At 58.1% G+C, this 26,945-nt stretch carries 29 protein-coding genes; 10 read left to right on the forward strand and 19 right to left on the reverse strand.

Annotated features, from left to right (window positions below; genetic code table 11):
- Positions 1-30 precede the first annotated feature (30 nt).
- Together INF73_RS01140 and INF73_RS01145 are read left to right on the forward strand one after the other, a co-directional pair.
- Positions 31-624: a TetR/AcrR family transcriptional regulator gene (locus tag INF73_RS01140; RefSeq protein WP_193542719.1), complete on the forward strand. Its 594-nt coding sequence runs from the start codon at positions 31-33 to the stop codon at positions 622-624.
- 74 nt (positions 625-698) lie between these two features.
- A complete protein-coding gene (locus INF73_RS01145; protein ID WP_193542721.1) occupies positions 699-1,298 on the forward strand; it encodes an NAD(P)H-dependent oxidoreductase in 600 nt (199 codons plus the stop codon).
- A 51-nt stretch (positions 1,299-1,349) separates the two neighbouring features.
- On the opposite strand, the gene INF73_RS01150 is transcribed toward INF73_RS01145, so the two are convergent.
- Positions 1,350-1,826, reverse strand: coding sequence for a WbuC family cupin fold metalloprotein (locus tag INF73_RS01150; protein ID WP_028013049.1), 477 nt, complete (start codon positions 1,824-1,826; stop codon positions 1,350-1,352).
- A gap of 293 nt (positions 1,827-2,119) precedes the next feature.
- On the opposite strand from INF73_RS01150, the gene INF73_RS01155 reads away from it, so the two are divergent.
- Positions 2,120-2,590 (forward strand): hypothetical protein, encoded by a 471-nt coding sequence (locus INF73_RS01155; RefSeq protein ID WP_193542723.1) that lies wholly within the window; start codon positions 2,120-2,122, stop codon positions 2,588-2,590.
- A gap of 42 nt (positions 2,591-2,632) precedes the next feature.
- On the opposite strand, the gene INF73_RS01160 is transcribed toward INF73_RS01155, so the two are convergent.
- Positions 2,633-3,559 carry a LysR substrate-binding domain-containing protein gene (locus INF73_RS01160; RefSeq protein WP_048959099.1) on the reverse strand — a complete coding sequence of 309 codons (927 nt, stop codon included), beginning with the start codon at positions 3,557-3,559 and terminating at the stop codon, positions 2,633-2,635.
- 186 nt (positions 3,560-3,745) lie between these two features.
- On the opposite strand from INF73_RS01160, the gene INF73_RS01165 reads away from it, so the two are divergent.
- Positions 3,746-4,183 carry a VOC family protein gene (locus INF73_RS01165; protein ID WP_193542750.1) on the forward strand — a complete coding sequence of 146 codons (438 nt, stop codon included), beginning with the start codon at positions 3,746-3,748 and terminating at the stop codon, positions 4,181-4,183.
- A 45-nt stretch (positions 4,184-4,228) separates the two neighbouring features.
- Here the strand turns inward: INF73_RS01165 and INF73_RS01170 are convergent, their stop codons facing one another.
- Entirely contained in the window at positions 4,229-5,122 is an 894-nt protein-coding gene (locus INF73_RS01170) for a dihydrodipicolinate synthase family protein (RefSeq protein ID WP_193542725.1), read from the reverse strand.
- A gap of 21 nt (positions 5,123-5,143) precedes the next feature.
- On the reverse strand, positions 5,144-5,839 hold the full coding sequence (locus tag INF73_RS01175; RefSeq protein ID WP_088205388.1) for a B3/4 domain-containing protein: 696 nt from the start codon (positions 5,837-5,839) through the stop codon (positions 5,144-5,146).
- A gap of 43 nt (positions 5,840-5,882) precedes the next feature.
- Here INF73_RS01175 and INF73_RS01180 point away from each other — a divergent pair, with 43 nt between their 5' ends.
- Positions 5,883-6,485, forward strand: coding sequence for a helix-turn-helix domain-containing protein (locus INF73_RS01180; RefSeq protein ID WP_048998449.1), 603 nt, complete (start codon positions 5,883-5,885; stop codon positions 6,483-6,485).
- A gap of 127 nt (positions 6,486-6,612) precedes the next feature.
- A complete protein-coding gene (locus INF73_RS01185) occupies positions 6,613-7,233 on the forward strand; it encodes a LysE family translocator (RefSeq protein ID WP_193542728.1) in 621 nt (206 codons plus the stop codon).
- A gap of 53 nt (positions 7,234-7,286) precedes the next feature.
- On the opposite strand, the gene INF73_RS01190 is transcribed toward INF73_RS01185, so the two are convergent.
- Positions 7,287-8,081, reverse strand: a complete 795-nt coding sequence (locus INF73_RS01190; protein WP_032674706.1) for a helix-turn-helix domain-containing protein — start codon at positions 8,079-8,081, stop codon at positions 7,287-7,289.
- 109 nt (positions 8,082-8,190) lie between these two features.
- On the opposite strand from INF73_RS01190, the gene INF73_RS01195 reads away from it, so the two are divergent.
- The gene (locus INF73_RS01195) at positions 8,191-8,982 is read left to right on the forward strand and encodes a sulfite exporter TauE/SafE family protein (protein WP_032674705.1); all 792 of its coding nucleotides are present in this window, start codon (positions 8,191-8,193) and stop codon (positions 8,980-8,982) included.
- Positions 8,983-9,099: 117 nt separating this feature from the next.
- Here the strand turns inward: INF73_RS01195 and INF73_RS01200 are convergent, their stop codons facing one another.
- Positions 9,100-9,582 carry a glutathione peroxidase gene (locus tag INF73_RS01200; RefSeq protein ID WP_193542730.1) on the reverse strand — a complete coding sequence of 161 codons (483 nt, stop codon included), beginning with the start codon at positions 9,580-9,582 and terminating at the stop codon, positions 9,100-9,102.
- A gap of 136 nt (positions 9,583-9,718) precedes the next feature.
- Between INF73_RS01200 and INF73_RS01205 the strand changes: the two genes are divergently transcribed.
- The gene (locus INF73_RS01205) at positions 9,719-10,990 is read left to right on the forward strand and encodes a serine hydrolase (protein ID WP_193542732.1); all 1,272 of its coding nucleotides are present in this window, start codon (positions 9,719-9,721) and stop codon (positions 10,988-10,990) included.
- Here the strand turns inward: INF73_RS01205 and paaY are convergent.
- From paaY to paaA, 13 genes are all read right to left on the reverse strand, one after another.
- Entirely contained in the window at positions 10,899-11,495 is a 597-nt protein-coding gene (gene paaY, locus INF73_RS01210; protein ID WP_028013037.1) for a phenylacetic acid degradation protein PaaY, read from the reverse strand. The two genes, INF73_RS01205 and paaY, sit on opposite strands and share 92 nt — an antisense overlap.
- Positions 11,496-11,504: 9 nt before the next feature.
- Complete coding sequence (gene paaX / locus INF73_RS01215; RefSeq protein WP_126346054.1) at positions 11,505-12,440, reverse strand: phenylacetic acid degradation operon negative regulatory protein PaaX; 936 nt, start codon at positions 12,438-12,440, stop codon at positions 11,505-11,507.
- Positions 12,441-12,524: 84 nt separating this feature from the next.
- Positions 12,525-13,841 carry a phenylacetate--CoA ligase PaaK gene (gene paaK / locus INF73_RS01220; protein WP_041910177.1) on the reverse strand — a complete coding sequence of 439 codons (1,317 nt, stop codon included), beginning with the start codon at positions 13,839-13,841 and terminating at the stop codon, positions 12,525-12,527.
- Between the two features lie 27 nt (positions 13,842-13,868).
- Positions 13,869-15,074 (reverse strand): 3-oxoadipyl-CoA thiolase, encoded by a 1,206-nt coding sequence (pcaF, locus tag INF73_RS01225; RefSeq protein ID WP_059357011.1) that lies wholly within the window; start codon positions 15,072-15,074, stop codon positions 13,869-13,871.
- On the reverse strand, positions 15,074-15,496 hold the full coding sequence (gene paaI, locus INF73_RS01230; protein ID WP_028013034.1) for a hydroxyphenylacetyl-CoA thioesterase PaaI: 423 nt from the start codon (positions 15,494-15,496) through the stop codon (positions 15,074-15,076). The genes pcaF and paaI overlap by 1 nt, the downstream gene beginning before the upstream one ends.
- The gene (gene paaH, locus INF73_RS01235; RefSeq protein ID WP_193542734.1) at positions 15,486-16,910 is read right to left on the reverse strand and encodes a 3-hydroxyacyl-CoA dehydrogenase PaaH; all 1,425 of its coding nucleotides are present in this window, start codon (positions 16,908-16,910) and stop codon (positions 15,486-15,488) included. Before paaH ends, paaI begins: the two co-directional genes overlap by 11 nt.
- A gap of 1 nt (position 16,911) precedes the next feature.
- On the reverse strand, positions 16,912-17,700 hold the full coding sequence (paaG, locus tag INF73_RS01240; protein WP_041910183.1) for a 2-(1,2-epoxy-1,2-dihydrophenyl)acetyl-CoA isomerase PaaG: 789 nt from the start codon (positions 17,698-17,700) through the stop codon (positions 16,912-16,914).
- Positions 17,700-18,467 (reverse strand): 2,3-dehydroadipyl-CoA hydratase PaaF, encoded by a 768-nt coding sequence (gene paaF, locus INF73_RS01245; protein ID WP_059357008.1) that lies wholly within the window; start codon positions 18,465-18,467, stop codon positions 17,700-17,702. The genes paaG and paaF overlap by 1 nt, the downstream gene beginning before the upstream one ends.
- Positions 18,464-19,534: a 1,2-phenylacetyl-CoA epoxidase subunit PaaE gene (paaE, locus tag INF73_RS01250; RefSeq protein WP_047368476.1), complete on the reverse strand. Its 1,071-nt coding sequence runs from the start codon at positions 19,532-19,534 to the stop codon at positions 18,464-18,466. Before paaE ends, paaF begins: the two co-directional genes overlap by 4 nt.
- 7 nt (positions 19,535-19,541) lie before the next feature.
- Complete coding sequence (paaD, locus tag INF73_RS01255; RefSeq protein ID WP_028013029.1) at positions 19,542-20,039, reverse strand: 1,2-phenylacetyl-CoA epoxidase subunit PaaD; 498 nt, start codon at positions 20,037-20,039, stop codon at positions 19,542-19,544.
- Positions 20,040-20,050: 11 nt separating this feature from the next.
- Entirely contained in the window at positions 20,051-20,797 is a 747-nt protein-coding gene (paaC, locus tag INF73_RS01260) for a 1,2-phenylacetyl-CoA epoxidase subunit PaaC (protein ID WP_193542736.1), read from the reverse strand.
- 8 nt (positions 20,798-20,805) lie between these two features.
- Complete coding sequence (gene paaB / locus INF73_RS01265) at positions 20,806-21,093, reverse strand: 1,2-phenylacetyl-CoA epoxidase subunit PaaB (RefSeq protein ID WP_003857353.1); 288 nt, start codon at positions 21,091-21,093, stop codon at positions 20,806-20,808.
- 12 nt (positions 21,094-21,105) lie between these two features.
- Positions 21,106-22,035, reverse strand: a complete 930-nt coding sequence (gene paaA / locus INF73_RS01270) for a 1,2-phenylacetyl-CoA epoxidase subunit PaaA (RefSeq protein ID WP_370567483.1) — start codon at positions 22,033-22,035, stop codon at positions 21,106-21,108.
- A gap of 285 nt (positions 22,036-22,320) precedes the next feature.
- Between paaA and paaZ the strand changes: the two genes are divergently transcribed.
- Complete coding sequence (paaZ, locus tag INF73_RS01275; protein ID WP_193542738.1) at positions 22,321-24,363, forward strand: phenylacetic acid degradation bifunctional protein PaaZ; 2,043 nt, start codon at positions 22,321-22,323, stop codon at positions 24,361-24,363.
- Between the two features lie 195 nt (positions 24,364-24,558).
- A complete protein-coding gene (tynA, locus tag INF73_RS01280) occupies positions 24,559-26,832 on the forward strand; it encodes a primary-amine oxidase (protein WP_193542740.1) in 2,274 nt (757 codons plus the stop codon).
- The last annotated feature ends 113 nt before the right edge of the window (positions 26,833-26,945 follow it).

Below are 26,945 nucleotides of genomic sequence, written 5' to 3' on the forward strand. Positions count from 1 at the left end.
CCATCAGTAGATAACTGACCTGAGGCAAGCATGGTTGTTAAGCGCTTAAGAAAAGAGGACCGCCGCGTACAGCTGCTGGGGGTTGCGCGAGGGATCGTGCGTCAGCAAGGCACGGAGGCGTTGACCCTTGGCTATCTGGCAGAACGGGCTAACGTGACCAAGCCTATCCCCTACGACCACTTTGGCGATCGTGAGGGGCTGCTGATGGCACTGTATCAGGACTATAGCGATCGGCAGCTGGCGAAATTCAGGGAGACGCTGGCGGTGGACAGCAAAACGCTGGAGAAGACGATCCGCTTTTTCAGCGCCGCCTATATCGACTGTGCCATTGCCGCCGGGCCTGAAACCGGGCCAATCGCCGCGGCGCTGTCCGGTTCTCGGGCGCTGCAGACGTTTCGGGAAGCATGCGTGGCCGAATGCGCCGACTGCCTGCGCACCGCGCTTTCTCCTTTTATCGTCTTAAAAGGTGTTAAGGGAGAAGCGGTACTGACGGCCATCATTGGCGCGGCGGAGGCGCTCAGCACCTCGGCGGGCAACGGCGTGCTCGCCCGGAATGTGGCGGAAGATATGCTCTGCGGCGCCATGACCGGGGTGCTGGAGACCTACGCGAGTAACACAAAATGATTGCCGGGGGCGGATTGACACCTAAGTTACCAATAGTAATATAGGCATCACTTCTCCCCCATCTGGAGGTCGCTATGTCTGCAACCCATGCCATTAAAAACGCGCTGATCGTGACGGCACACCCGATCGACAATTCGTTGTCCCATACGCTGGCAGCTCGTATTGCCGGGAAATTACGCGAGGAAGGTACGCAGATTGAGATCGCCGATCTGCATGCTGAAGGGTTTAATCCGGCGATGACCCGCGCCGATCTCGATTTGTATCACGGCGATCCGAGCGCCCTTCCCGACGATATTCTGCGCGAGCAAAAGCGCGTCGAGCGCGCGGATATGCTGGTATTCGTCTTCCCGGTGTACTGGTGGTCGGTTCCCGCGCTGTTGAAAGGCTGGTTCGATCGCGTGTTAACCCTGAACTGGGCGTATAAGGTGGCCGACGACGGCCGGATTGTGGGCAATTTACGTGATGTTCCCGTCCGCCTGATTGCCACCGGCGGTAGCGATCTTACCGGCTTCGACAAACACGGCTATTCGACGGCGATTCAGACGCAGATAATCGAAGGGGTATTTGGCTTCTGCGGGTTGAAGAACGTTAAGCTCGAAATCCTTTACCAGGCAGACACGGCTACGCCTGAGCAGGTTGAGGAATTCCTGCAAAGACTCGGCGACATCCAGTAAACCATACGGTGCTGGCGCGCTTTTCTGCGCGCCGGGAACACTACAGGAAAATTACAGGGTAAAACGCCTATCACCCACCTGCGCCTGGGCGTACCATTTCATCAACTCTACAGTACCTGGCGCGTTCTCAGCAGGCGACCACGGGGCGGTATCATGCTCAGGCACGGGCTGATACGCCCCGTGTTTTACCTCAAAAATGACGCCGCCTTTATCCAGCGACAGCACGGCATGCCAGGTTCCGGCATCCATCTCCAGGACTTTACACTCTTCGCCTAACACCACGCGCCGGGTCACGTTTCCGCTGTCGTCAAAATTCAGCACCAGAAAGCGACCACTCAGCGCCGTCAGCAGTTCAAACGTGTGCGGATGGCGATGGGGGCGGACATAGGTACCGGGTTCCATTGCAATGGCCAGGCGCTGCACCGGGTCGCTCAGGTCAGGGTGTAAATTACGGTGTGCGCGTAAGCGAGGAGAATGTGCGGCCTGCTCGCTTTGCTGCTGCAGGTCACTAAAAGTAATTTGTTTCATATAAGCCTTTGAGAATGTGGCGATTAACGGCAAGCCGATTGCTGCACGACGTTATACCATCCTGAAAAGCCGATAAACTAAGGCATTTGTGAAACAAAACGCTGCCGTGAGAGGATCTGCAATGTTGGAGCCCAGAGCGCCACATTGAGTAAAACTCACATTAATGCCAACTATTTATCGTTTTTCAAACATAACCGCACTGAAATACCATCCATTTACCCCTGGTATACCGCTGTCAAAAACAGATAGCGACGTAAAAACAATAAATAATAATGTGCGGATATGGAGCACCTATGACACTCGATGTTTTATTCCATTTAATGAAAACCCTCTCACCAGAAAAAAGCTCCGCTGATGAAAAAATACCTGCGCTAATCACCTTACTTTCCTTAGAAAGTCATCGTTCAGAAGCGCTTTCGCCATTTATACATCGACTGCACCTGCTCTCATTTGCCCAGAACGCTCCTGGCAATGCCGAGGAGCTACTCTCAGCTCATATTACAAAAGACGACGGACTCTTCCCCCAGCCTGACTTCGCGGACTGGCCACGGGTGCGTTACGCCGAGTCCGGTGAAGTACAGACGCCGGAATCAGAAGAGTATTTTCGTAAAATGACCTCGGCTGCCAATGTGCTACGTTCTTCGCTGATCGACGAAGAGCGCGCAAAGGGGACGCCAGCGCTTTATATTCTGGATAAATTACTTAACCTGAATAGCGCACTGCCGGAAAGATATAAAAAGATGGCGAATATACCCTACGCGTAAACTTATTAAACAGGATAGTCCGTAAGGAATATCCTGTTTAATTTAAGACAGCCGCTTTTCATTATACTCAAGGCAGACGATATCCAGCGAAGGAACGACCGGCGAATTGAGGTTAAGCCAGGCCAGCAACCGTTCAATACTCTGTCCTCTGAGCGAATTTTTCGGCCAGACAAGATAGTAACCGTCCCCTGTTGCTATCGCCTCCCGGAAGGGCAGCGCGAGCAAGCCGCTTTTCAGCGCGTCGAGCGTGAGCCGGAGATCGGCCATCGCCACGCCGTGTCCGTGCATGGCCGCAAGGCTTCCCTGCTCCAGGGTGTCGAATACGATCCCGCCGCTCATGTCGAGGCCGGGGAATAAGCCCGTCCTTTTCAGCCAGCGCTTCCAGTCCCGTCGGTCCGGTGACGGATGAATAAGATCGCATTCTGGAAGCTGATGCCGGGCAGACTCGAGCAAAGACGGCGTACAAACCGGAATAAGCCATTCGCTGAACAGCAGCCTGCTCTCCGTTGACTCGCCGAAATAGCCGTTACCGAGGAGGATCGCACAATCGTAGGGCTCGCGGCTGAAGTCAACCGTGTCGAAGTCCATCCAGACGCTGGCGATTTCGATTTTCGGCTTCGCATGATTCTCCCGAAAGGATTTAAGCACATTGAGAAGCCATCGCATCGTCAGGGTGCTGGGGGCCTTGAGGCGCAGAAGATGGTTTTCACTTTTGAATGCGCGACAGGCCCACTCAATATTCGAGAAACTTTCGCTAAGCTGCCCGGCCAGAATACGCCCGGCGTCGCTGACCTCCACTCTCGGTCCCTGCCGTTTAAACAGCTCACAGTCGAACCACATCTCAAGCGTCCGGACATGCCTGCTGACCGCCCCCGGCGTGATATTCAGGACTTCAGCCGCTTTGCTGAACGAGTTCAGCCGTGCGGCAACTTCGAACGCGCGCAGCGCATACAGTGGCGGTAAAGACATACATTCCCTTTTTGGAAGGTGTAATCATACAGTTTTTGTATTATCGGCACACGATGACGTCAGCCAACATTTTTTATCGCCGAGGCTTCCTGCTGAGGCATGCCGATGATCCTGGCCTGGGTGGTGATGAAGATAGCTACTTTGCGATAATCTCTGTTCAGACTGACGGAAGAGAGGATGTTTAAAGTGCTGGCTTATATCACGATTGGGACAAATGACTTTCAGCGCGCCGTGAACTTTTATGACGCTATTTTTAACGTGCTGGGCTATACGCGTCTGCCCGCCTGGACTGATAGCTGGGCAATGTGGGGAAACGAAAATCATCCGGATGACGAATTTAGCTTCTGCATTTGTCCTCCTTTTGACCAGCAACCCGCGACGGCGGGAAACGGGACAATGTTCGCCTTCAGAGCAAATAATGCGGACATAGTCAGACGCTTCCATGTAGCGGGACTCCGTGCGGGAGGGAAAAATGAAGGCGTGCCCGGAACACGGACCGCCTACGGCCCCGACTTTTATGTTGCCTATCTGCGCGATCCTGACGGGCATAAACTGGCGTGCGTTTGCCAGCATTATTCTCCTGATGCAGATAAGCTATCAGGCGAAGAAGAGTCACTTCAATAATAAAATTTTGCGGTAAGGACCGGTAGACACCCAGTCCTGCGGAGATCACTTCAGCTCCAGCGTGCTTATCACATGGGCAATATCCGCGATGTCGCCAGCTGACAACGGTTGCAGAGGGCGAGGCAGGCAATCCATGTCGGTAAGCCCAAGCACGCCAGACGCAGCGGCAATAACGCGAATACTTCCGCCATGTTTACGGAACAGCGACCACAATGGCTCAAGGCGGGTTGTCAGGGCTGTAACGCGTTGACGATCGTTTGCCGCCGCGGCTTCACTGATTTGTTTCGCCATCTCAGGGAACAGACCGCCACACACGGAATACCACACTTCACAACCGGCGTTTAATCCCAGTCCCGCATAAGCGTCGCCACTGATACCGATTGTTACGCCAGGATGCAGATGTTGACGTAACGCCTTCACCCGCTCAGTTGCTGCAGCGGGGCTATTCGGGACGCCAGGGATCTTGACCGAGCGGACACCCTCAAGTGATGAGAGACGACCGTGGAGTTCATCCGTAAAGGTAAAATGCGTCGTGCCCGGATTATCATAGATACACACCGGTACAGACACGTGCCGGGTAACGGTCTCAAAGAGTGAGAAGACTTCTTCGTCACGGAGTGGCTGGTAGCTGACCGCCGGGAGTAACAGCGCATTTGCACCAGCTGCCTGTGCATCATCTGCCAGATGCAGAATGGCATCGGTACTGACCGCTCCCACACACACCATCACGGGGATGTTCCCTGCATGCTGTTTGGCCAGCGTTGCTACGCGCTTGCGCTGCTCCCGGGTGAGATAGGCGTAGCTTCCGGTTGACCCCAGGATGCCCATTGAATCAACCCGAGCGTCTGTAAGACGAGAAAGGATATGGCTGAAACCCTTTTCATCCACGCCGCTGGCGGTGACTGGGGTTAATGGAAATGCCGACAAGCCGGTAAACATACATGTTTCTCCTGAAGGATATTACTGCTGTTGTTCTTCGATGAGAGCAACGTCAAACCACAGACCGGGCATCATTTTTTCCAGGCCGTCGGTCAGCATTTTTCCGGCTTCGTGAAGCGTCTCCAGCGGCATCTGCGGGAGACTCTCCAGAATGAACCACATTTGCTGCGCTTCCACGCCTAAGCGGGTTCTGATCCCCTGTCGCCAGTTCCAGCGACGGCAGGTCACGCCGATATCATCACACCAGATAACCTCACCTTGTGAAGGATACTCAACGGTGGTCTCTCCCTCTTTGACCGTATCAAAAGGTTCTGTTCCTTTGGCCACAGTCAGACGCGGCGCCCCCTGATAGGCAGAGAGATCCTCTCCACCAACCGGAACGGCATAGCGGAGACTGACGGCATTATAAAGATCAACGACAGGATCGAGCGCTGGCATCGTTCCGTCACGTAAGACGCGCTTGCGTAACGCATCCGCTGAGCAAGGGGTGCGTTTAGGTTTAGCCCCAAATTTTTGAAAAACGTCGGCCCATGCCGCCAGATGAGATTCCGCCCAGGCAGGCTCACCGGCCAGAACCGCCTCACAGGCTTCTCGCAGCGCCGTTTCTCCAGTGCCGGGATTAAGCACTGGCGCAGCTTTTACGCGGATACTGAGCGCCCGAAAACCGGGAGCAATACGATAAATTTCAGGAGAAATTGACGGAGATACTGTTAACACGTGATAATCCTGTAATGACCAATTTATTCCATGATAATGACCAATGACCAAAAAAGTCAATTTAATGACCGATGCAAATTCGATCGCCAGCTCCGTGAATGAAGCCGTATCGCAGCGAATTAAACTGTATCGTAAGCAAAAGAAAATCTCCCTTGATGAACTCTCGCGTCAGGCGGGTGTAAGTAAGGGAGCGTTAGTTGAGATAGAGGGATGCCGGGCGAATCCCAGCATTGCTCTGTTATGTCGCCTGGCTGCCGCGATGGGGGTTTCGGTGGCTGATTTTGTGGATGTCAGTGCCAAACCGACCGTGCATCTCATTGCTGAAGATGAGATCCCAGAATTGTGGCAAGGTGAAACAGGCGGGAGAGCAAGATTGCTCGCAGGATCGGGTGGCCCTGATATGACCGAGCTCTGGATGTGGGAAATGCAGCCCGGGGAAAAGTTTGCGTCACCCGGCCACGCGGAAGGAACGCTAGAACTGTTTTATGTTCAGTCGGGCACGCTCACACTCGGCGTACAGGATCACGTGTATCAGGTAAAAACTGGCTGTTCGGCAACTGCCAGAACGGACGTTCCTCATTTCTATGAAAACCGGGAGAAGGACCCATTGGTATTCATCATGACAGTGCATGAGAAAGCGTCCTGAGTTGTAGCCCGGTATGCCAGCAGGGCTTTTCTCATTAAAGCAATTTACAATTTATTCACATAACTGCCTTTGTCTAATTGATTGGCGCAAAGTAAGGGTGTAACATCCACTCTTTCGGATAAAGAAAATGTCTGTTACTGATTCTCTCCTTGCCTTCTCTCTCGCGGCACTACTGCTCACCCTCACTCCGGGCCTGGATACGGCACTCATTCTACGAACGGCATGTGCTGAAGGTGGAAAGAAGGCTTTTCAGGCAGCTCTTGGAATTGATGCTGGCTGTTTTATCTGGGGCGCACTCGTTGCGCTGGGACTGGGAGCGCTGCTGGCGGTGTCAGAGCTCGCTTATACCATGCTGAAAATGTGTGGTGCGACTTACCTTTGCTGGCTGGGTTTACAACTGCTGAGGCGGCCACGTTCATCTTTCAATCACGGCGATGGCGTTAATCCTTCAGCGGGGAACTGGTTTATAAAAGGAATGCTGGGAAATGTACTCAATCCTAAAATGGGTATTTTCTATGTCTCTTTTTTACCTCAATTCATACCTGCCGGGCATTCCCCTTTTGTATGGACTTTTATACTTGTCAGCATTCATGTCGCAATAGGGACAATGTGGTCAGTCACGCTCATTTTATCCACGCACTTTGCATCAGCCATACTGAAGAAAAGCAGTGTTGTCAGGGGAATGGACAGAGCAACAGGAGGATTGTTTTTGTGCTTTGCGGCTAAACTTGCACTCAGCACAAGATAATCTGATTAACGCTAACACAGCTCAGAACGTCCGCTGTGGTCACATAACTGACGTTATGAACGGTGCCCTGTGAAGCTTTTGAAATCAAACCGATAATACGAAGGCGGCTGTCCCGTGACACGGCGGAACATCGTGGCGAAAGATGATGCATTGTCGTATCCGAGAGTGAGTGCCACTTCATTCACCGGTTTACCTGTTATCAGCAACGTCAGTGCACTGACGACACAGGCTCGCTGTCGCCATGCAGAAAATGACATGCCGGTTTGCCGTAAGAAAAGTCGACGAAAGGTACTGGCGCTCATAAACAGCGTACTGGCCCAGCGCTCAGCAGGGTCATGGATTGAGGGGTTGAGTAAAAACGCCTGACAAAGAGCCAACAGTGCCGGATGTTGTGGCAGCGGAATATCGAATTCGCGAACCGGCATTTCCGCCAGTTCCAGTAACAGCAGATTTACCAGCGCACGGTCGCGTGCGCTGTCATACATCAGCGGCAAATCCACGGCATCAAGCAACAACTGACGTAACAATGGCGATACGCTGATCACCTTACAGTGTCGATACTTAATCGATCCCGTCACGCATGTTGGTTCAATATATAAGCTACGCGTGGTCACACCTACAAACCGGACAGCGTGAGGGGTTTCGGGTGGGATCCATACTGCATGTTGTGGGGGAACAACCCACTCTCCGTTACAGGTTGAGACGTACATGAGACCCGTTGCACCATACAGCAGCTGCGCGCGGCGATGTTGGTGTTGTGGCAGTATAAATCCCTGCGCATAGTCATTGCCTAACGCCACCACTTCACGATCGAGCTTATCGACATCTTCAATTTTTACGTTGCGCACACCGGTCTCCGTCTGAACGATTTACAAAGGTAATTGAGCGCTGCGCAAATGGGAAGCAGGATGCTACCGGTATAAGCTGCTCGCTCATTTTCAGGTCGGGGATATTCTCTTGAACGATATCGCAATTATTGCACTGGCAGGCTTTACTACCGGTATCACCACGGTGCTCTTTGGTTTTGGGGGCGGTTTTGTCGTGGTGCCATTTGTTTATCAACTGATGCTGCGGCAGTCTGAGCTGGCAGGAAACGCCATGCATATCGCGGTTGCTACCTCAACGGCGGTGATGATTTTTAACGCGGGCTGGGTCAGCTACCGAAACTGGCGCGCCGGCAAACTTTCAGCGCAGACATTGTTCCCATTATTATGGTTTATCGCCATCGGGGCTGTCGTGGGTTCCTGTCTGGCGGGAGTCTTCAGCGAGAATATTGTTCGCGCACTGTTCATTCTTTATATGCTGGTAACCATTGGCGATTGTTTGTTGCGCAAAGGTTTTTTTAGCTGCAGTTCCCCGCGTCGCTTGTCACTTTCTGTGGTAACGGGCGGCGGAGTGATCATCGGCATGATAGCCGCATTGCTGGGCGTGGGTGGCAGCGTGATGACAGTGCCATTATTACGGCGACACGGCTATGCGATGGGTGAATGTATTAGCGCTTCTAACCCGCTTTCTCTGCCTGTCGCGCTGTGTGGTGCCGTGACGTATGCGGTCATTGGTTGGCAAAATATTCCGGTGAGCGGATTTCTCGGTTTTATCAGCCTGAAAATTTTAGGCCTGTTGGTACTGACGGGCTGGGCTGGAATAGTTTTTAGCCGTCGGGTTATACCTGCTTTACCTGACATATGGCACGCACGAATCTATGTAATACTGCTGTGCCTGGTGCTACTGGCGATGCTGCTCCAGTAAACCCATCCATCGCGGCGACTACTGGGCTACCTGTACCAACGTCCGCTCCTGGCACAGAGCGGACATAATGAATTTCGGCTATATCCGGCAAATGGATGGCTCTGGCGACAAAAACACTCACCTTTCCAGTGCCGCAACAATTGCCCCCTCCATTTTCTCTGGCGTCGTCATCGGTGCAAAACGCTTGAGCGGCTTACCGTCGCGTCCGATCAGAAACTTAGTAAAGTTCCACTTGATCCGCCCACCCAGCACGCCAGGCAATTCGTTTTTCAGATAACGAAAAATCGGATGTGCTGCGGCGCCATTGACCTCAACTTTCCCGAACATGGGAAAACTGACGCCGTAGTTAATGTAACAGGTCTTTGAGATTTCATCGGCGTCGCCGGGTTCCTGCTTACCGAACTGGTTGCAGGGGAAGCCCAGCACCACTAACCCTTGTTCGGCGTATTTCTTGTATAGCGCTTCGAGACCCGCATACTGAGGCGTAAAGCCGCACTGGCTGGCGGTATTGACGACCAAAACCACCTTCCCCGCATAGTCGGCCATTGAGATAAGACTGCCATCCAGGCGGGTGGCGGTAAGCTGATGAAAGCGTGTCATGCTGAAATCCTCAAAGCAGGCCGAAAAGCTGCTATGACCACCCACGCGGCGGCCTCCGTACAGAAAGTTTACATTCAAACAGGCTAAGTGTGATACATTCCCGCCGCGCCAATGACCACCACACTCGCTATCAGGTATGCAGAACATCACAAAAAAAATTCGCTGGCTTCTGTTTGCTATCCCATTACTCAGCGGTTGTGGCACGCTCTCGCAAATGTCCTCCCCGGAAGGTACCCAGGAACTCCTCACCCATGAATCGCTGGATGGCGACGTTGACAGCGTGGTGCGCCACTACATGGCGCAAAAGTCCGTTCCAGGAATGACGGTCGCGGTAATCCATAATCACGGCTCGCCTCAGTTTTACACCTGGGGCGTTACCGATGCGGTCAACCGCTACCCGGTCAGGCCCGATACCCTGTTTGCGCTCGGCTCGCTCAGCAAAGGGATCACGGCGGAAGTGGTGGCCTGTCTGGTGAGTGAGGGGCAACTGAACTGGAACGACAGCCTGGCGACATTGCTACCGCCGGGAACGCCGCTAAGTAAGGATGCACAAAAAATCACCCTGCTGGAGCTGGTAACCCACACCTCCGGCCTTCCGCGCCAGAATATGGACGTTTCGATGCTAGGAAAATTCATCCGCTACTTAGGCACGGGTGATAATTTCTACGGTGAACTGGACAGCGATAACGTGCTGCGTTATCTGGCGAACTGGCGCGCGCCGAGAGATAAAACGCCGCAATACTCGAATACCGGCTACGCCCTGATTGGCTATATCCTGAAGCACAAAACCGGCGAAGATATTCAGAGTTTAGCGTCACGCTATATTTTCCGTCCGCTGCACATGGTTAACAGCAGCTTTACGCCCCAGAAGCTCAAAGGATACCCCCAGCGGGCGCTCGGCCACGCGGGCGATCAGCCAAAATTCATCCCGCGCGGGCAGCTGACGCCAGACTGGCATTTTTCCAACAACATGGTGGCGGCAGCAAGCCTGTACAGTAACGCCGAAGATCTGGCGGCCTATGCCCGCTATCACGTCTCTACGACCCACAATCCCTTGCTGGACAGCGTCTTTGACGAAGTCAGAAATACCGATATTCAACGCCCCGACGGGGTGCAGGGCATTGCCTGGACCACCGACTTTATCGGTCTGGAAAAAATCACCTATCAGGTCGGCTATATCGGCGGCTACTCCAGCTTCATCGGCTATGACAAAGAGAAAGGCAATGCGGTGGTGGTGCTGCAAAATATCTTTAACTGGAGCAACTATATTGGCATCGCGCTACTGATGGATATGGCGAAAAAAGACGGCCTTACCGCTACATCGCCGACTTCGGCCTTAAGTTCTCGTCAAACGCCAGCCGTTTCCGGTCAGGCTCAGCCTCGCGCAGCGGCTCAACCTGGTGCATAGTTAGCTTGCAGCGCTCCACCAGCACCTGATACTCCCGCGTGCCCTGCCGCTTCCACGCCATCTCCTGCTCGCTCAGCTCGCGAATCGCTTTCGCCGGGCTGCCAATAATCAAGTGGTTGGCAGGCATCTCCGCTTTCGCCTTCACGAACGCCGCCGCGCCGACGATGCTGTTTTCACCGATCACTGCCCCGTCCATCACCACCGCGTTCATACCCACCAGCGCGTTGCGGCGGATGATGCAGCCGTGCAGGATGGCGCTGTGGCCGATATGCCCCTCCTCCTCCACCACCGTGTCCTGCTCCGGGAAACCGTGCATCACGCAATTATCCTGAATGTTCGCGCCATCTTTCACCACGATACGGCCAAAATCACCGCGCAGGCTGGCATTAGGGCCAACATAAACGCCTTTACCCAGAATTACGTCGCCAATCAGCACCGCCGTTGGGTGAACATAGCTCTCGTCAGGTACCACCGGCGTCAGACCGTCAATTTGATAAACTGGCATCTTCACTCCTTATGCGCTTGTAAGACCACCAAAGCGTTGATAGTAGAGCGTGCCGGGCACGGGCAGTTCGCCCACGGAGGTTTCGCCCTTCTCGCTGACAAACGCCAGCGCCCCCGGCGCGACACGCTGATAGATATTAATGCAGAGCTGTCGGGCGCTTTGCCCCGCCCAGTGCGCGGGCAGTAACTCCTCCGGCAACAGTGGGTCTTTCAGCACCACGCGGCGATAAAAGTGAATCAGCAGCAGCTGGATCTGGAAGCAGCGCTCCGGCGTCAGCTCCTCCGGCGCGGCCTCCTTCAGCAGCGGCAGCAGCGGGCGGAACGAGTTGATAAACGACTCGTACATCGCGTTTTGCTCGGTTAACTGCCAGCACTCTTCCACCCGCGAACGCAGCGCGGCGCGGGAGAGCGCCAGCGGCGAGTGGGCTTCGAAGAAGATCACGTTTTCCGCCACGCCGGCATCGTGAAGCAGGGACTGCACATCCGCCAGATGCTGCGACGGCGAGGCCATCAGGCTCGGTGCCAGCGTGCCAAATCCTTGCCAGATGAGCTGTTTTTTCACATCCGCGAGCGTAGTTTTATCCAGCCCTTCGGAGAGCAGAAGCAGCCATTTGCCGTCCCAGGCGGGCAGCTCTGAGCGATAAATCTTATTCTCCGCGCGACGCGTCAGCCGCAGCCCCTTATCGCTCAGGCGGTAAAAGCTTCGCCGCCCGATGCGGGAGACGTCCAGCCAGCCCTCTTTGTTGAGGCGAAACAGCGCGGTGCGCACGAAGCGCTCGCCAAATCCCATGCCTTCCAGTAAGGCGGCCAGGCTGCCGAGCCAAATCTCGCCGCCGCGGTGGGAAAGCGCGTCACCGTATAACGAGGAGATAAGCGACGTTCCGCTGACGGGAACCGAGCTGACCGCGTGCTGGATAAAGGCATCGAGTTTATTCATGTGATTCATTCTGTTGTTATTTTTGTCCTGGATGAATCATAGCATAAGTCCCTCACCCTGGCCCTCTCCCCAAAAGGGAGAGGGGAAGGTGTTTTAACCGTTAGCCGCAACTTTACGCAGATCAAACACCCGGCAGGCTTTCCCCTCCGAGCGCGGGATGCTGCCGCAGTTCACAATCATCACGTCGGTGGAAATCCCGACCATCGACTTTATGCGGTGGCGCAGCTGGTGGCACACCTGGCAACGCTGCTCGTGCGTCAGCGTTAAGCTGCTCTCTTTCAGCTCCACCTTCACGGAAAGTGAATCAAGATGCCCACGACGATTCACCTCCAGCTGATAGTGCGGAGAAAGGTGTTCGAACTTCACGATCTCCTCTTCCAGCTGCGACGGGAAAACGTTGACGCCGCGGATGATCAGCATATCGTCGCTGCGTCCGCCGATCCGGTCCATACGGCGCATGCTGCGCGCGGTTGCCGGTAGCAGGCGCGTCAGGTCGCGGGTGCGGTAGCGGATCACCGGCAGCGCCTCTTTGGTCAGCGTGGTGAACAGCAGTTCGCCCTGCTGGCCGTCATCCAGCGGCGTGCCGTCGTTCGGGTTGACGATCTCCGGGTAGAAATGATCTTCCCAGATGGTTGGGCCGTCGGCGGTTTCGATACACTCCATCGCCACGCCCGGCCCCATCACCTCGGAGAGGCCATAAATATCCAGCGCCGTAATGCCTAAGCGTTTTTCGATTTCGCGACGCATGGCCTGCGTCCACGGCTCCGCGCCGAAAACGCCAACGCGCAGTGAGCAGGTGCTGGCGTCGCCGCCCATCTGGCGCTCCAGCTCCTCAATCAGGTTGAGGCAGTAGGACGGCGTCACCATGATCATGTCCGGCTGGAAATCACGGATCAGCTGCGCCTGTTTCTCTGTCTGGCCGCCGGACATCGGGATCACCGTCGCCCCCAAACGCTCGGCGCCGTAGTGTGCGCCCAGCCCGCCGGTAAACAGGCCATAGCCATAGGCCACGTGAATTTTGTCTTTCGCGCTGCCGCCCGCAGCGCGCAGGGAGCGGGCCACCAGGTTGGCCCAGTTGTCGATGTCACCCTGCGTGTAGCCGACAACGGTCGGTTTGCCGGTGGTGCCGGATGACGCGTGAATACGCACCACCTGCTCCATCGGCACGGCAAAGGTATCAAACGGATAGTTATCCCGCAGGTCCTGCTTGGTAGTGCACGGGAATTTGCGGATATCCGCCAGCTCGTTGAAATCGTCAGGGTGAACGCCCGCGGCGTCAAACTTGCGTTTGTACATCGGCACGTTGTTATAGGCGTGGTGCAGCGTCCATTTCAGACGCGCGGTCTGCAGCGCCTGCAGTTCGTCAAGGGAGGCCGTTTCAATCGGATCAAGCTTTGTTGTATTTGTCATTGTAGGGTACTCACATTGTTTTTATGCTCAAACACGCTCAAGGATCATGGCAATGCCCTGACCCACACCGATGCACATCGTACACAGCGCGTAGCGCCCGCCGCGTCGGTGCAGTTCATTACTCGCGGCCAGCGCCAGTCTGGCGCCGCTCATCCCCAGCGGGTGACCAATCGCTATCGCGCCACCGTTCGGGTTGACGTGCGCGGCATCATCCGGCAATCCCAGCTGACGCAGCACGCCCAGCGCCTGCGCGGCGAAAGCTTCGTTGAGCTCGATCACGTCCATCTCGTTAATGCTGAGTCCGGCGCGCTCCAGCACCCTGCGGGTAGCCGGGACCGGACCGAGCCCCATCAGACGTGGCTCCACGCCTGCCGTCGCCATCGCCACGATCCGCGTGCGCGGGACCAGCCCCTGCGCCAGCGCCATCTGCTCGCTGGCGACGATCAGCGCCGCTGCGCCGTCGTTGACGCCGGAGGCATTTCCCGCCGTGACCACCCCGTTCCTGCGGAACGGCGTTTTTAGCCCGGCAAGCTGCTCAAGCGTGGTGTCCGCGCGGGGATGTTCATCCTCGCTGAACTCGTTGACCGCCCCTTTTTTCCCCGGCACCTGCACCGACACAATCTCCTGCGCCAGAATGCCGTTCTGCTGCGCCTGCGCGGTACGCTGCTGGCTGCGCAGCGCGAACGCGTCCTGATCGGCACGGCTGATATTTAACAATTCAGCTACATTCTCTGCCGTTTCCGGCATGCTGTCAGTTCCGAATTGCTGATGCATGAGCGGATTCACAAATCGCCAGCCGATGGTGGTATCAAAGATCTCCGCCTGTCGCTGGAACGCGGCGGTGGCTTTGCCCATCACAAACGGCGCGCGGGACATGGACTCCACGCCGCCCGCAATCAGCAGGTCGCCGTCGCCCGCCTTAATGGCGCGTGCGGCAAAACCAATCGCGTCCAGCCCCGACCCGCACAGGCGGTTAATGGTGGTTCCGGACACCGTCTGCGGCAGCCCGGCCAGCAGCGACGACATACGCGCCACGTTGCGGTTATCTTCACCCGCCTGGTTCGCGCAGCCGAAGATCACGTCGTCAATCCGCTCCAGATCGAGCTGCGGATTGCGGGCCAGCAGCGCGCGCAGCGGCACGGCGCCGAGATCGTCAGTCCGAACGGCGGAAAGCGCCCCGCCGTAGCGCCCCACCGGGGTTCGAACGCCATCACAAATAAATGCGTCACGCATCAGGCCTCTCCTGTCACATTGCCGCCGATGCGGTGAGATTTTCCGCGAAAAAGGGCGACGGTTTTCTGTTGCTGGTTCTGAATTTCAATGTCGTACACGCCGGTCAGCCTGCCCTGATGCTTCACCCGCGCAGTGGCGGTGAGCGTGTCCCCGGCAAAGCCCGGACGCAGAAAATCAATTGAGCAGCCGGAGGCCACCGCCGCCAGCCCCTGACTGTTGCAGGCATAGGCAAAGGCGGTGTCTGCCAGCGAAAACAGCTGTCCGCCGTGGCAGGTTTGGTGGCCGTTGAGCATCTGCGGGGTGATGGTCATGGACACCACCGCGTAGCCGTCGTCCATATCGACAATGTCCATCCCCATCGCCTGCGCGCAGGCGTCCCGTTCGTACATGGCGCGGGCGTTGTGCCAGGCGTTATGACTCATAGCTACTCTCCAGAAGCGCGCGCTGGCGCAGCAGGGAACAGGGGCGATAGCGTTCTTCGCCGTAATGACGCTGCAGGTTCTCCAGCAGCGTCAGCAGGCGCTGCCAGCCCAGACGCTCGCCCCAGGCGATCGGTCCGCTCGGGTAGTTGACCCCCAGGCGCATGGCGGTATCGATGTCCTTCTCGCTGGCGACCCCTTTTTGCAGAGCATCCAGCGCTTCGTTGGCAATCATCGCCACCGTGCGCCAGACCAGCAGGCCGGGATAATCGGCAATCTGCACCACCCGAAGCCCCTGCTGCTGCAGGTAGCGGATGGCCTTTTGCGTCGCGGTATGCGGGTTGCTGGCGGCTGCGGCGATGATCGCGACGTCGCGCTCGATGCGGTCCACCACCACCACCGGGCCGTTAAGCCGCAGCGCCAGGGCCTGCGCGGTTTCGCCCTGCGTTTCAATCAGGTACACATCATCAATTTCTGTGACACTGTCACGCTTTCTTTCCACGCGCATCGGGCTGTAGCTGTCGTTCACGGTATCAGCCCAGCGCACCCCGGGCCTGTCGCCCTGCCAGTCATAAACGCCCTTCCCGCTTTTTTTGCCCAGCCTGCCAGCCAGCACCAGCTCCTGCTGGACCAGCGAGGGCAGAAAACGACGCTCCTGCCAGAAGGCGTTAAATACCGAGCAGGTCACCGCGAAGTTCACGTCCTGACCAATCATGTCGGTCAGCTCCAGCGGGCCCATCGGGAAGCCGCCGCCTTCGCGCAGGGCGGCGTCAATCACCTCCGGCGCGGCCACCTGCTCTTCCAGCGCGCGCCAGGCCTCGGAATAGAACGGACGCGCGACGCGGTTGACGATGAACCCCGGCGTTGACTGGCAGCGCACGGGCTGCTTGCCCCAGTTCAGCGCCAGCTCGCATAGCGCGTCGGCCACTTCCGGGGAGGTCGCCAGCCCGCTGACCACCTCCACCAGCTTCATAACCGGCGCCGGGTTGAAGAAATGCAGCCCGGCGACGCGCTCAGGATGGTGGATGTCCGCAGCAATCGCCGTGACGGAGATCGAAGAGGTATTGCTGGTCAGCACCGTCTGCGGCGGGCAGATTTCCGCCAGCTGCGAAAACAGCGCCTTTTTCACCTCCAGCCGTTCCGAGGCCGCTTCAATCACCAGTTCGGCGACGGAGAGCGCGGCGATATCCGTGACGGGAAGCAGCCGGGCGAGGATCTGGCTCCCGGCATCGGCGGAGAGTTTTCCGCGCGTCACCCGGGAGGCCAGACGCTGGCGGATCCCCTCGATAGCGCGGGATATCGCATCGCTGGAGATGTCGTAGAGCAGCACCTGATGCCCGTGGCTGGCCGCCACTTCTGCAATCCCCGCGCCCATCGTGCCGCTGCCAATCACGGCGACAGTCCGTATGTTGAGCATCTTATTTCCCCGTAAAGTTAGGCGCGCGCTTCGCGAGGAAAGCGCTGACGCCCTCGCGGTAGTCGTCGCTGCGACCGGCCAGACGCTGATAGTCGCGCTCCAGGTCAAGCTGCGCGTCGAGGGTGTTGGTTTCCGCAGCATTGATCGCCTGCTTGATCAGGCCCAGGCCGAAGGTCGGCTGCGAGGCAAAGTGCAGCGCCATCTGCTGCGCCGTGGCGGAGAGCTGGTCGTCGTCCACCACCTGCCAGATCATCCCCCACGCCTGCGCCTGCTCGGCGCTGAGTTTGTCCCCGAGCAGCGCCAGCCCCATGGCGCGGGCGCGTCCGGCCACGCGCGGCAGCAGCCAGGTGCCGCCGCAGTCCGGCACCAGGCCGAGCTTGCTGAAGGCCATCACGAAGTTGGCCGACCGGGCGGCAATCACCATGTCACAGCCGAGCGCCAGCGTAGCTCCCGCGCCAGCCGCCACCCCGTTAACCGCGCAGATGACCGGCTTCGGCAGCTTTGCCAGGCGGCGCACCAGCGGGTTGTAGAAGGTTTCCACGGACATCCCCAGATCCGGCGCCGGGCCGTTGGGGTCGACGTTACGGTCGTTCAGATCCTGACCGGCGCAGAACCCGCGTCCTGCCCCGGTGATCAGCAGGCAGCGGATGGCATCATCGCGTTCGGCCTGCTTCAGGCACTCGGCAAGCTGCTGGTGCATCACGTCGTTAAAGCTGTTCAGACGCTCCGGACGGTTCAGCGTAATGGTCATTACGCCCTGTTCTACGTGACTGAGAATAAATTCCACAATTAGCGTCCTTTAAAGTCGGGGGTGCGTTTTTGTAAGAAGGCGTCGATACCTTCCCGGCGGTCTTCGGTGGCGGCAAGCAGCGTAAACAGCTGGCGCTCCTGGGCCAGACCGGCCTGTAGCGGCACCTCCTGCGACTGCCGCAGCGCCTGCTTCGCCGCCTGCAGCGCCAGTGGAGAGTGGCGCGCCATCAGCGCCGCCTGCTTCAGGGCGTACTCTAGTGTCAGAGACGCCGGGAAGAGATCGCTCACCAGCCCGGCGCTCAGCGCCTGCTCTGCGGTAATACTCTCGCCGGTCAGCACCATTTTGCTGGCCAGGGATTTACCGACGCTGCGGATAAGACGCTGGGTGCCGCCCGCGCCGGGCATGATGCCCAGCGTGATTTCCGGCAGGCCGAAACGGGCGTTATCGCCAGCAATGATCACGTCGCACAGCAGCGCCAGCTCGCAGCCTGCGCCCAGCGCGAAGCCGTTCACGGCAGCAATCAGCGGTTTGTTAAACGCGTTAATGCGCGCCCACAGCTGCGGGCGGATATCGTTCAGGGTGGCAGGCAGGTCTTTCTCCGCCATTTCGTTGAGATCGGCCCCGGCGGCAAAGCAGCGCTCGCTGCCGTAAATCACGCAGACGGCGATGTCGGCATCCACGGCGGCAGCCTCAAGCTGTTCCGCAAGCTGCGCCAGCAGCGCATTGTTAAGGGCGTTGCGCGCCGCCGGACGGTTCAGCGTCAGCTGCAGCACGCGGCCATGACGGGTAACAATCAGCTCGCTCATGCCATCCCCTTCGCGTCAAAGTCGACAATCACGTCGGCGGTTAACGGCAGCGACTGACAGCTCAGTACGTACCCGGCGGCCAGCTCGTCCGGCTCCAGGCTGTAGTTGGTTGCCATGTCCACCTTGCCGCGCAGCACTTTGCATTTGCAGGTGGCGCACACCCCGCCCTTGCAGGCATACGGCAGATCCGCTCCCTGACGCAGGGCAGCATCAAGAATGCTTTCGTCGTCCGCCGTCAGGGTGATTTCACGGTCGCGCCCGTCCTGGCGCACGGTCACTTTGTGTCCTTCCGCCTGCACGTGCACCGCGCGCTTAACGGTGATTCCGGAGGTGTTAAAGCGCTCAAGGTGAATGGATTTTTCCGGCATCCCCAGCGCTTTCAGCGTCGCTTCGGCGTCGTCCATCATCGCCGACGGGCCGCAGATAAAGGCCTCGTCATACTGGCGGAAGTTGATCAGGGTTTTCGCCAGCGCCTGCAGCTTTTCCCCATCGATGCGGCCAAAGAGCAGGTCGCTGTCCAGCCGCTCCTGGCTGAAGATGGAGACCAGCTGCAGCCGCTGCGGGTATTTGTCCTTCAGGTCCGCCAGCGCCTGGCGGAACATCATGCTCTGGCTGCTGCGATTGCCGTAGATCAGGGTGAAATGGCTGTTGGATTCGGTTGAAAGCGTGGCGGAGATAATCGCCAGCATCGGGGTGATCCCGGAGCCTGCGGCAATTGCCAGGTAGTGGCCTTCACGTTCAGCCTGCGGCTGGTAGCCAAACTGCCCTTGAGGAACCATCACCTCCAGCGCCATGCCGGCTTTGATCTCATCCCGGGCGTAGCGGGAAAAGCGCCCGCCCTCAATCGCTTTGACCGCCACGCTGATCTCACCCGGCGCGGTGCTGCGGCAGATGGAGTAGCAGCGGCGCAGCTCATCTTCGCCCAGCGTCGTTTTCAGGGTCAGGTGCTGGCCGGGGCGGAAGCGGTAGGCCTCCTGCAACGCCTGCGGCACCGCGAAGGTGATGGTTACCGCGTCGCGGGTTTCAGGTTCCACTTTTGCCACTGTTAATGAATGAAACGTTGTCATGGCAGCCTCAAATACATTTGAAATAGTCGAAGGGTTCGCGGCAGGTATTGCAGCGGTAGAGCGCTTTGCAGGCCGTCGAGCCAAATTCACTGATAAGGGAGGTGTCGGTGCTGGCGCAGCGCGGGCAGCTCACCTCTGCCGGGGCGTGCGCGTGGCAGCTATGCCCCACGGGTGGGCTGATGCCATACGCCCGCAGGCGCTCGCGCGCGTCGGCGGTCATCCAGTCGGTGGTCCAGGCAGGTTCAAGCTGGAGCACGATGTGCACGGGAGTGAAACCATGCGCGGTCATCGCCTCGCGGATCGCCCCCAGCAGGTGTTCCGTTGCCGGGCAGCCCGAGTAGGTTGGCGTGAAGCCAATCACCCAGCCTTCCCCCTGCGCCTTCACGCTGCGCACCATGCCTAAATCGGTGATGGTTAACACCGGCACTTCCGGATCGGGGATCTGGCTTAACAGCGACCAGATCTGCGGAATTTGCGCAGGCGCGATGTCGACGAGGCGTTGCATAGCGTTCTCCTTTACCACTGCTGACCGGGATACGCGCGCTGGAGATACTGCATTTCCGCCAGCATCGGACCCAGATGTTCGGTATGAAGCCCCTTCTTGCCCCCGGTGCGGTACGCCACCTCTGCGGGAACCTGCAGACAGGCTTCTTTCAGACCAGCAAACACTTCGCTTTCCCACGGCTGGCGCAGGGTTCGCGGATCCACCGCCACGCCGGCGTCAATCAGCTCAAGCTCGACCTCATCGGCGTCAAACAGCTCCGCCGTAAACCGCCACAGGCTGTCGATGGCCTGCTGCATTTTTTGCGCGGAGGTTTCGGTCCCGCCGCCCAGCCGCACCAGCCAGCCGCGGCTGAAGCGCAGGTGGTAGCGCGCCTCTTTGATCGCTTTGGCGGCGATGGCAGCAAGCTGGCCGTCGCTGCTCTGAGTCAGGCGTTCGTACAGCGCCACGTTCCAGGCGTCCATCAGGTACTGGCGGGCAATCGTGTCGGCGAAGCTGCCGTTCGGCTGCTCCACCAGCAGGACGTTGCGGAACTGGCGCTCGTCGCGGCCAAACGCCAGCGTGTCTTCATCGCCCTGGCCTTCCAGCTCCGCGGCGTAGGCCAGGTAATTGCGCGCCTGGCCCAGCAGATCGAGGCCGATATTGGCGAGCGCGAGGTCGATTTCCAGCTCCGGCGCGTGGCCGCACCAGGCGCCGAGACGCTGGGAGAGCACCAGACCGTTGTCGCCCAGACGCAGGGCATAGGCAGTCACTGAGTTCATTCTTTGCCTCACATATGCTCGATGCCGTCGGGGATGGTGTAGAACGTCGGATGGCGGTAAACCTTGCTTTCCGCCGGGTCGAAGAACTCGCCGCTCTCTTCTGGCTGGGAGGCCACAATTTCACTCGCCTTCACCACCCAGATAGAACACCCTTCGCTGCGGCGGGTGTAGGCATCACGGGCATTTTCCAGCGCCATGCGATCGTCGGCGGCATGCAGGCTGCCCACATGACGGTGGGATAACCCTTGTTTGCTGCGTACGAATACTTCGTACAGCGGCCAGTAGACATTGCTCATGGTTATTTCCTCTTATGCGGCCTGACGGGTACGTTGTTTTTCGGCGTGCGCCAGCGCGGCTTCCCGCACCCACGCCCCGTCGTCCCAGGCTTTGCGTTTCGCGGCCAGACGTTCGTGGTTACAGATGCCGCGCCCGCTAATGACCTCGTCAAACTCCTGCCAGTCGATCTCGCCGAAGCGGTAGTGACCGCTCCCTTCATCGAAACGCAGGTCCGGATCCGGCACCGTCATGCCCAGCATCTCCACCTGCGGCACCGTGTTGTCGACAAAGCGCTGTCGCAGCTCGTCGTTACCGAAGCGTTTGATTTTCCAGGCCAGGCTGCGGGCGCTGTTCGGCGAGTTGTCGTCGTTCGGCCCGAACATCATCAGCGCCGGCCACCAGAAGCGGTTGATGGCGTCCTGCAGCATCTGGCGCTGGGCCTCGCTGCCCTGCGCCAGCGCCATGCAGGCCTCAAAGCCCTGACGCTGGTGGAAGCTCTCTTCTTTACAGATTTTCACCATCGCCCGGGCATACGGGCCGTAGGAGGTACGGCACAGAGCCACCTGGTTGACGATGGCCGCGCCGTCCACCAGCCAGCCGATCACGCCGATATCGGCCCAGCTCAGGGTTGGATAGTTGAAGATGGAGGAGTATTTCATCTTGCCGTCGAGCATCTTCTGGTAGATGTCTTCCCGCGCGCAGCCCAGCGTTTCCGCCGCGCTGTAGAGGTAAAGCCCGTGTCCGGCTTCGTCCTGCACTTTCGCCAGCAGGATCGCTTTTCGGCGCAGCGTCGGCGCGCGGGCTATCCAGTTCCCTTCCGGGAGCATGCCGACAATTTCGGAGTGCGCGTGCTGACCAATCTGGCGGATCAGCGTTTTACGGTAGGCTTCCGGCATCCAGTCCTGAGGCTCAATCGCCGTCTCCTGCGCTATGCGCTGCTCAAACCGTTGTTCTTGCGTCACGTCATCACCTTTATGATTCGTTAGTTTGCAAATTAAAGCGAAATGTTGAATCACTTTGTTTTTTAAAAGTTACACAAAGGTTAAATATAACCCCAAGAATTGTTTCCCGGTTTTGTGATGCTGCTCGCAAGGCTTTTACGCCAGGCCTTTTGCAAAGCGCCCTTATGCGACGCGATTCGTCTAGTCAGATCACAACGTTAACAATTCATTAAAAACACAGCTTGATTTTTATGATTCACGATCAAACTATTAATGGTGAAATCACGAAACATTTGGAGATAAGCGATGCAGCAGTTAGCCAGCTTCTTGTCCGGTACCTGGCAGTCTGGCCGGGGCCGCGAACGCGCGATTCATCACGCCATCAGCGGCGAAGCACTCTGGGAAGTGACCAGCGAAGGGCTGGACATGGCGGCCGCCCGTCGCTATGCCATTGAGCATGGGGGCGAGGCATTGCGCGCCATGACCTTTATTGAACGTGCCGCCATGCTGAAAGCGGTGGCGAAACACCTGCTCGGCGAAAAAGAGGCGTTTTATGCCCTGTCCGCCCAGACGGGCGCGACGAGGGCGGACAGCTGGGTCGATATTGAAGGCGGTATCGGCACCCTCTTCACTTACGCCAGCCTGGGCAGCCGCGAGCTGCCGGACGACACGCTGTGGCCGGAAGATGAGCTAATCCCCCTGTCGAAAGAAGGCGGCTTTGCGGCGCGCCACGTTCTGACCTCGAAATCCGGCGTGGCGGTACACATCAACGCCTTCAACTTCCCCTGCTGGGGAATGCTGGAAAAACTCGCGCCGACCTGGCTTGCCGGGATGCCCGCCATCATCAAGCCCGCCACCGCTACCGCGCAGGTGACGCAGGCGATGGTCAAATCCATCGTGGACAGCGGGCTGGTGCCGGACGGCGCCATCAGCCTGATTTGCGGCGGCGCGGGCGATCTGCTCGACCAGCTCGACAGCCAGGACGTGGTGACCTTTACCGGCTCCGCCAGCACCGGGCAAAGCCTGCGCGTGCACCCGAATATTGTGGCGAATTCGATTCCGTTCACCATGGAAGCCGACTCCCTGAACTGCTGCGTGTTGGGTGAAGACGTCACGCCGGAGCAGCCGGAGTTTGCCCTGTTCATTCGGGAGGTGGTCCGCGAAATGACCGCTAAGGCCGGGCAGAAATGTACTGCCATTCGCCGGATTATCGTCCCGCAAAGCCAGGTTGATGCCGTCAGCCAGGCGCTGATTGCCCGTCTGGAAAAGGTGGTGATGGGCGATCCGGCGCAGGAAGGGGTGAAGATGGGAGCGCTGGTCAACACTGAACAGCGCGCGGACGTGCAGGAGAAAGTGGATCGGCTGGTCGCCGCAGGCTGCCAGATCCGTCTGGGCGGCAAAGCGGATTTGCATGCCGCGGGGGCGTTCTTCCCGCCGACCCTGCTGTTCTGCCCGCAGCCGGATGAAACCCCGGCGGTGCACGATACCGAAGCCTTCGGCCCGGTCGCCACGCTAATGCCGTATCGCAGTGCAGAGCACGCCATGCAGCTTGCCCGCGCGGGCGGCGGCAGCCTGGCGGGGACGCTTGTCACCGCTGACCTGAACATTGCCCGCCAGTTTATTGCCGGCGCGGCGCGCGCCCACGGGCGTATTCAGATCCTTAACGAAGAATCATCAAAAGAGTCTACCGGCCACGGCTCCCCGCTTCCTCAGCTAATGCACGGCGGCCCTGGCCGCGCGGGCGGCGGCGAAGAGCTGGGCGGCCTGCGCGCGGTGAAGCACTACCTGCAGCGCACCGCGATTCAGGGTAGCCCGACGATGCTGGCCGCCATCGGCAAGCAGTGGGTGCGTGGCGCAGCGGTGCAGGAAGATCGCGTCCATCCGTTCCGTAAATACTTTGAGGAACTGCAGCCGGGCGACAGCCTGCTGACGCCGCGCCGCACGCTGACGGAGGCGGACATCGTCAATTTTGCCTGCCTGAGCGGGGATCACTTCTACGCCCATATGGACACGATCGGGGCGGCAGAGTCGATCTTTGGCGAACGCGTGGTCCACGGCTACTTCCTGATCTCCGCCGCGGCGGGACTGTTCGTTGATGCGGGCGTCGGGCCGGTGATTGCCAACTACGGCATGGAAAACCTGCGCTTTATCGAGCCGGTCAAGCCGGGCGACACCATCCAGGTGCGTCTGACCTGCAAGCGCAAAACGCTGAAGAAACAGCGTACCGCCGAGGAAAAACCGACCGGCGTGGTGGAATGGGCGGTAGAGATTTTCAACCAGCACCAGCAGGCCGTGGCGCTCTACTCCATTCTGACGCTGGTGGCGCGCCAGCGGGGTGACTTCAGCTAACGTTCTCCCTCATCCTGACCCTCTCCCCAGCGGGGAGAGGAGATTGCTCTGCACGACCCTGTGATTTATCTCAGCGCCTTTTTTAACCTGGCAAGACCAACAAATAACCTGGCAGATGCAGGCAAACGCTTTTCTCAGGCGCCTGTCAGGATAAGGCTGTCACAACACAATAAACACAACAAGATGAGGTCTACGATGGGAAGCAATTCTTCTTTTTCTGCCCGTAGAACGGCACTGGCCATGGCCGTTGCGCTGTGTTGCGCCTGGCAATCCCCTGCTTTCGCCCACGGCAGCGAGGCGCATATGGTCCCGATGGACAAAACGCTGCAGGACTTTGGCGCGGACGTTCAGTGGGATGATTACGCACAGGTGTTCACCATTGCGAAAGACGGCGCCTTCGTGAAGGTCAAACCGGGCGCAAAGACGGCCATCGTCAACGGTCACCCCCTCAAGCTTGAGGTGCCGGTAGTGATGAAGGACAAAAAAGCCTTTATCTCAGAGACCTTCATCAACGATGTTTTCCAGTCTGGTCTTGACCAGACCTTCCAGGTTGAAAAACGCCCTCACCCGCTAAACGCGCTCACGGCGGACGAAATTAAGCAGGCTGTCGGGATTGTGAAAGCCTCTGCGGATTTTAAACCCAATACCCGCTTTACCCAGATCGCCCTTGCGGAACCAGAGAAAGCCAAAGTGTGGGACTTTGTGCTCAACGGTACGGCAGTGGATGCCCCTCGCCTGGCGAAGATCGTCATGCTCGACGGCAAGCACGTTATCGAAAGCGTAGTGGACCTGAAGGATAAAAAAATCCTGCGCTGGGAGCCGGTGAAGGACGCGCACGGCATGGTGCTGCTGGATGATTTCACCGCGGTTCAGCAGATCATTAACGAGAGCTCGGAGTTTGCCGAGGTGCTTAAAAAACACGGCATCACCGACCCGAAAAAAGTGATCACCACGCCGCTTACCGTCGGCTACTTCGACGGTAAAGACGGCCTGAAGCAGGAAGACCGCCTGCTTAAGGTGGTGAGCTATCTGGACGTCGGCGACGGCAACTACTGGGCGCACCCGATTGAGAACCTCGTGGCCGTGGTCGATCTTGAGCAGAAGAAAATTCAGAAGATTGAAGAAGGTGCCGTTGTGCCGGTTCCGATGACTCCGCGCCCCTATGACGGTCGCGACCGCGTCGAGACGCCGAAAAAACCGCTCAACATCATTGAGCCGGAAGGCAAGAACTACACCATTACCGGCGACATGGTGCACTGGCAGAACTGGGATTTCCACCTGAGCCTGGATTCCCGCGTCGGCCCGATGATTTCAACCGTCACGTATAACGACAACGGGAAAAAGCGTCAGGTGATGTATCAGGGATCGCTCGGCGGCATGATTGTCCCGTACGGCGATCCGGACGTGGGCTGGTACTTCAAGGCCTATCTCGACTCCGGCGACTACGGCATGGGCACCCTGACCTCACCGCTGGTGCGCGGTAAAGACGTGCCGTCCAACGCCGTGATGCTCAACGAAACCATCCCGGACTACACCGGCACGCCGATGGAAATCCCGCGCGCGATCGCCATTTTCGAACGCTACGCGGGGCCAGAATATAAACATCAGGAGATGGGCAAGCCGAACGTCAGCGCCGAACGCCGCGAGCTGGTGGTGCGCTGGGTGAGTACCGTGGGCAACTACGATTACATCTTCGACTGGGTGTTCCATGAAAATGGCACCATCGGCATTGACGCCGGTGCAACGGGTATCGAGGCGGTGAAAGGCGTGCAGGCGAAAACCATGCATGATGCCACCGCCAAAGACGACACAAAGTACGGCACGCTGATCGATCATAATATCGTGGGCACCACGCACCAGCACATCTATAACTTCCGTCTTGATATGGACGTGGACGGCATCAACAACAAGCTGGTGGCGATGGATCCGGAGGTGAAGCCGAATACCGCCGGCGGTCCGCGCACCAGCACCATGCAGGTCAATCAGTACGATATTGATACCGAACAGCAGGCGGCGCAGAAGTTTGACCCAGGCACCATCAGATTGCTGAGCAACACCAGCAAGGAGAACCGCATGGGTAACCCGGTCTCATACCAGATTATCCCTTACGCGGGCGGTACGCACCCGGTGGCAACCGGCGCGAAATTTGCCCCGGACGAGTGGATCTACCATCGTCTGAGCTTTATGGATAAACAGCTGTGGGTGACGCGTTACCACCCGGACGAGCTGTATCCGGAAGGGAAATTCCCTAACCGCTCAATCCACGATACAGGCCTGGGCCAGTACAGCAAGGATAACGAGTCGCTCAACGACCAGGACGACGTGGTGTGGATGACCACCGGCACCACCCACGTCGCGCGCGCGGAAGAGTGGCCGATCATGCCGACGGAATGGGTGCATACCCTGCTTAAACCGTGGAACTTCTTCGACGAGACGCCAACGCTCGGGAAGAAGAAAGAAGAAAAATAACCACCCGCCGGGCAATTGCCCGGTTTTTTTTGCCCTGACGTTTGATGATCGCCCTCGCTTGCTTATAGTTACTGATATATCACCTGCATGATTTTTCCCCCGGACGGGAAAGG

The sequence above is a fragment of the Enterobacter cloacae complex sp. P6RS genome, from assembly GCF_014982245.1.
GTDB lineage: Bacteria > Pseudomonadota > Gammaproteobacteria > Enterobacterales > Enterobacteriaceae > Enterobacter > Enterobacter bugandensis.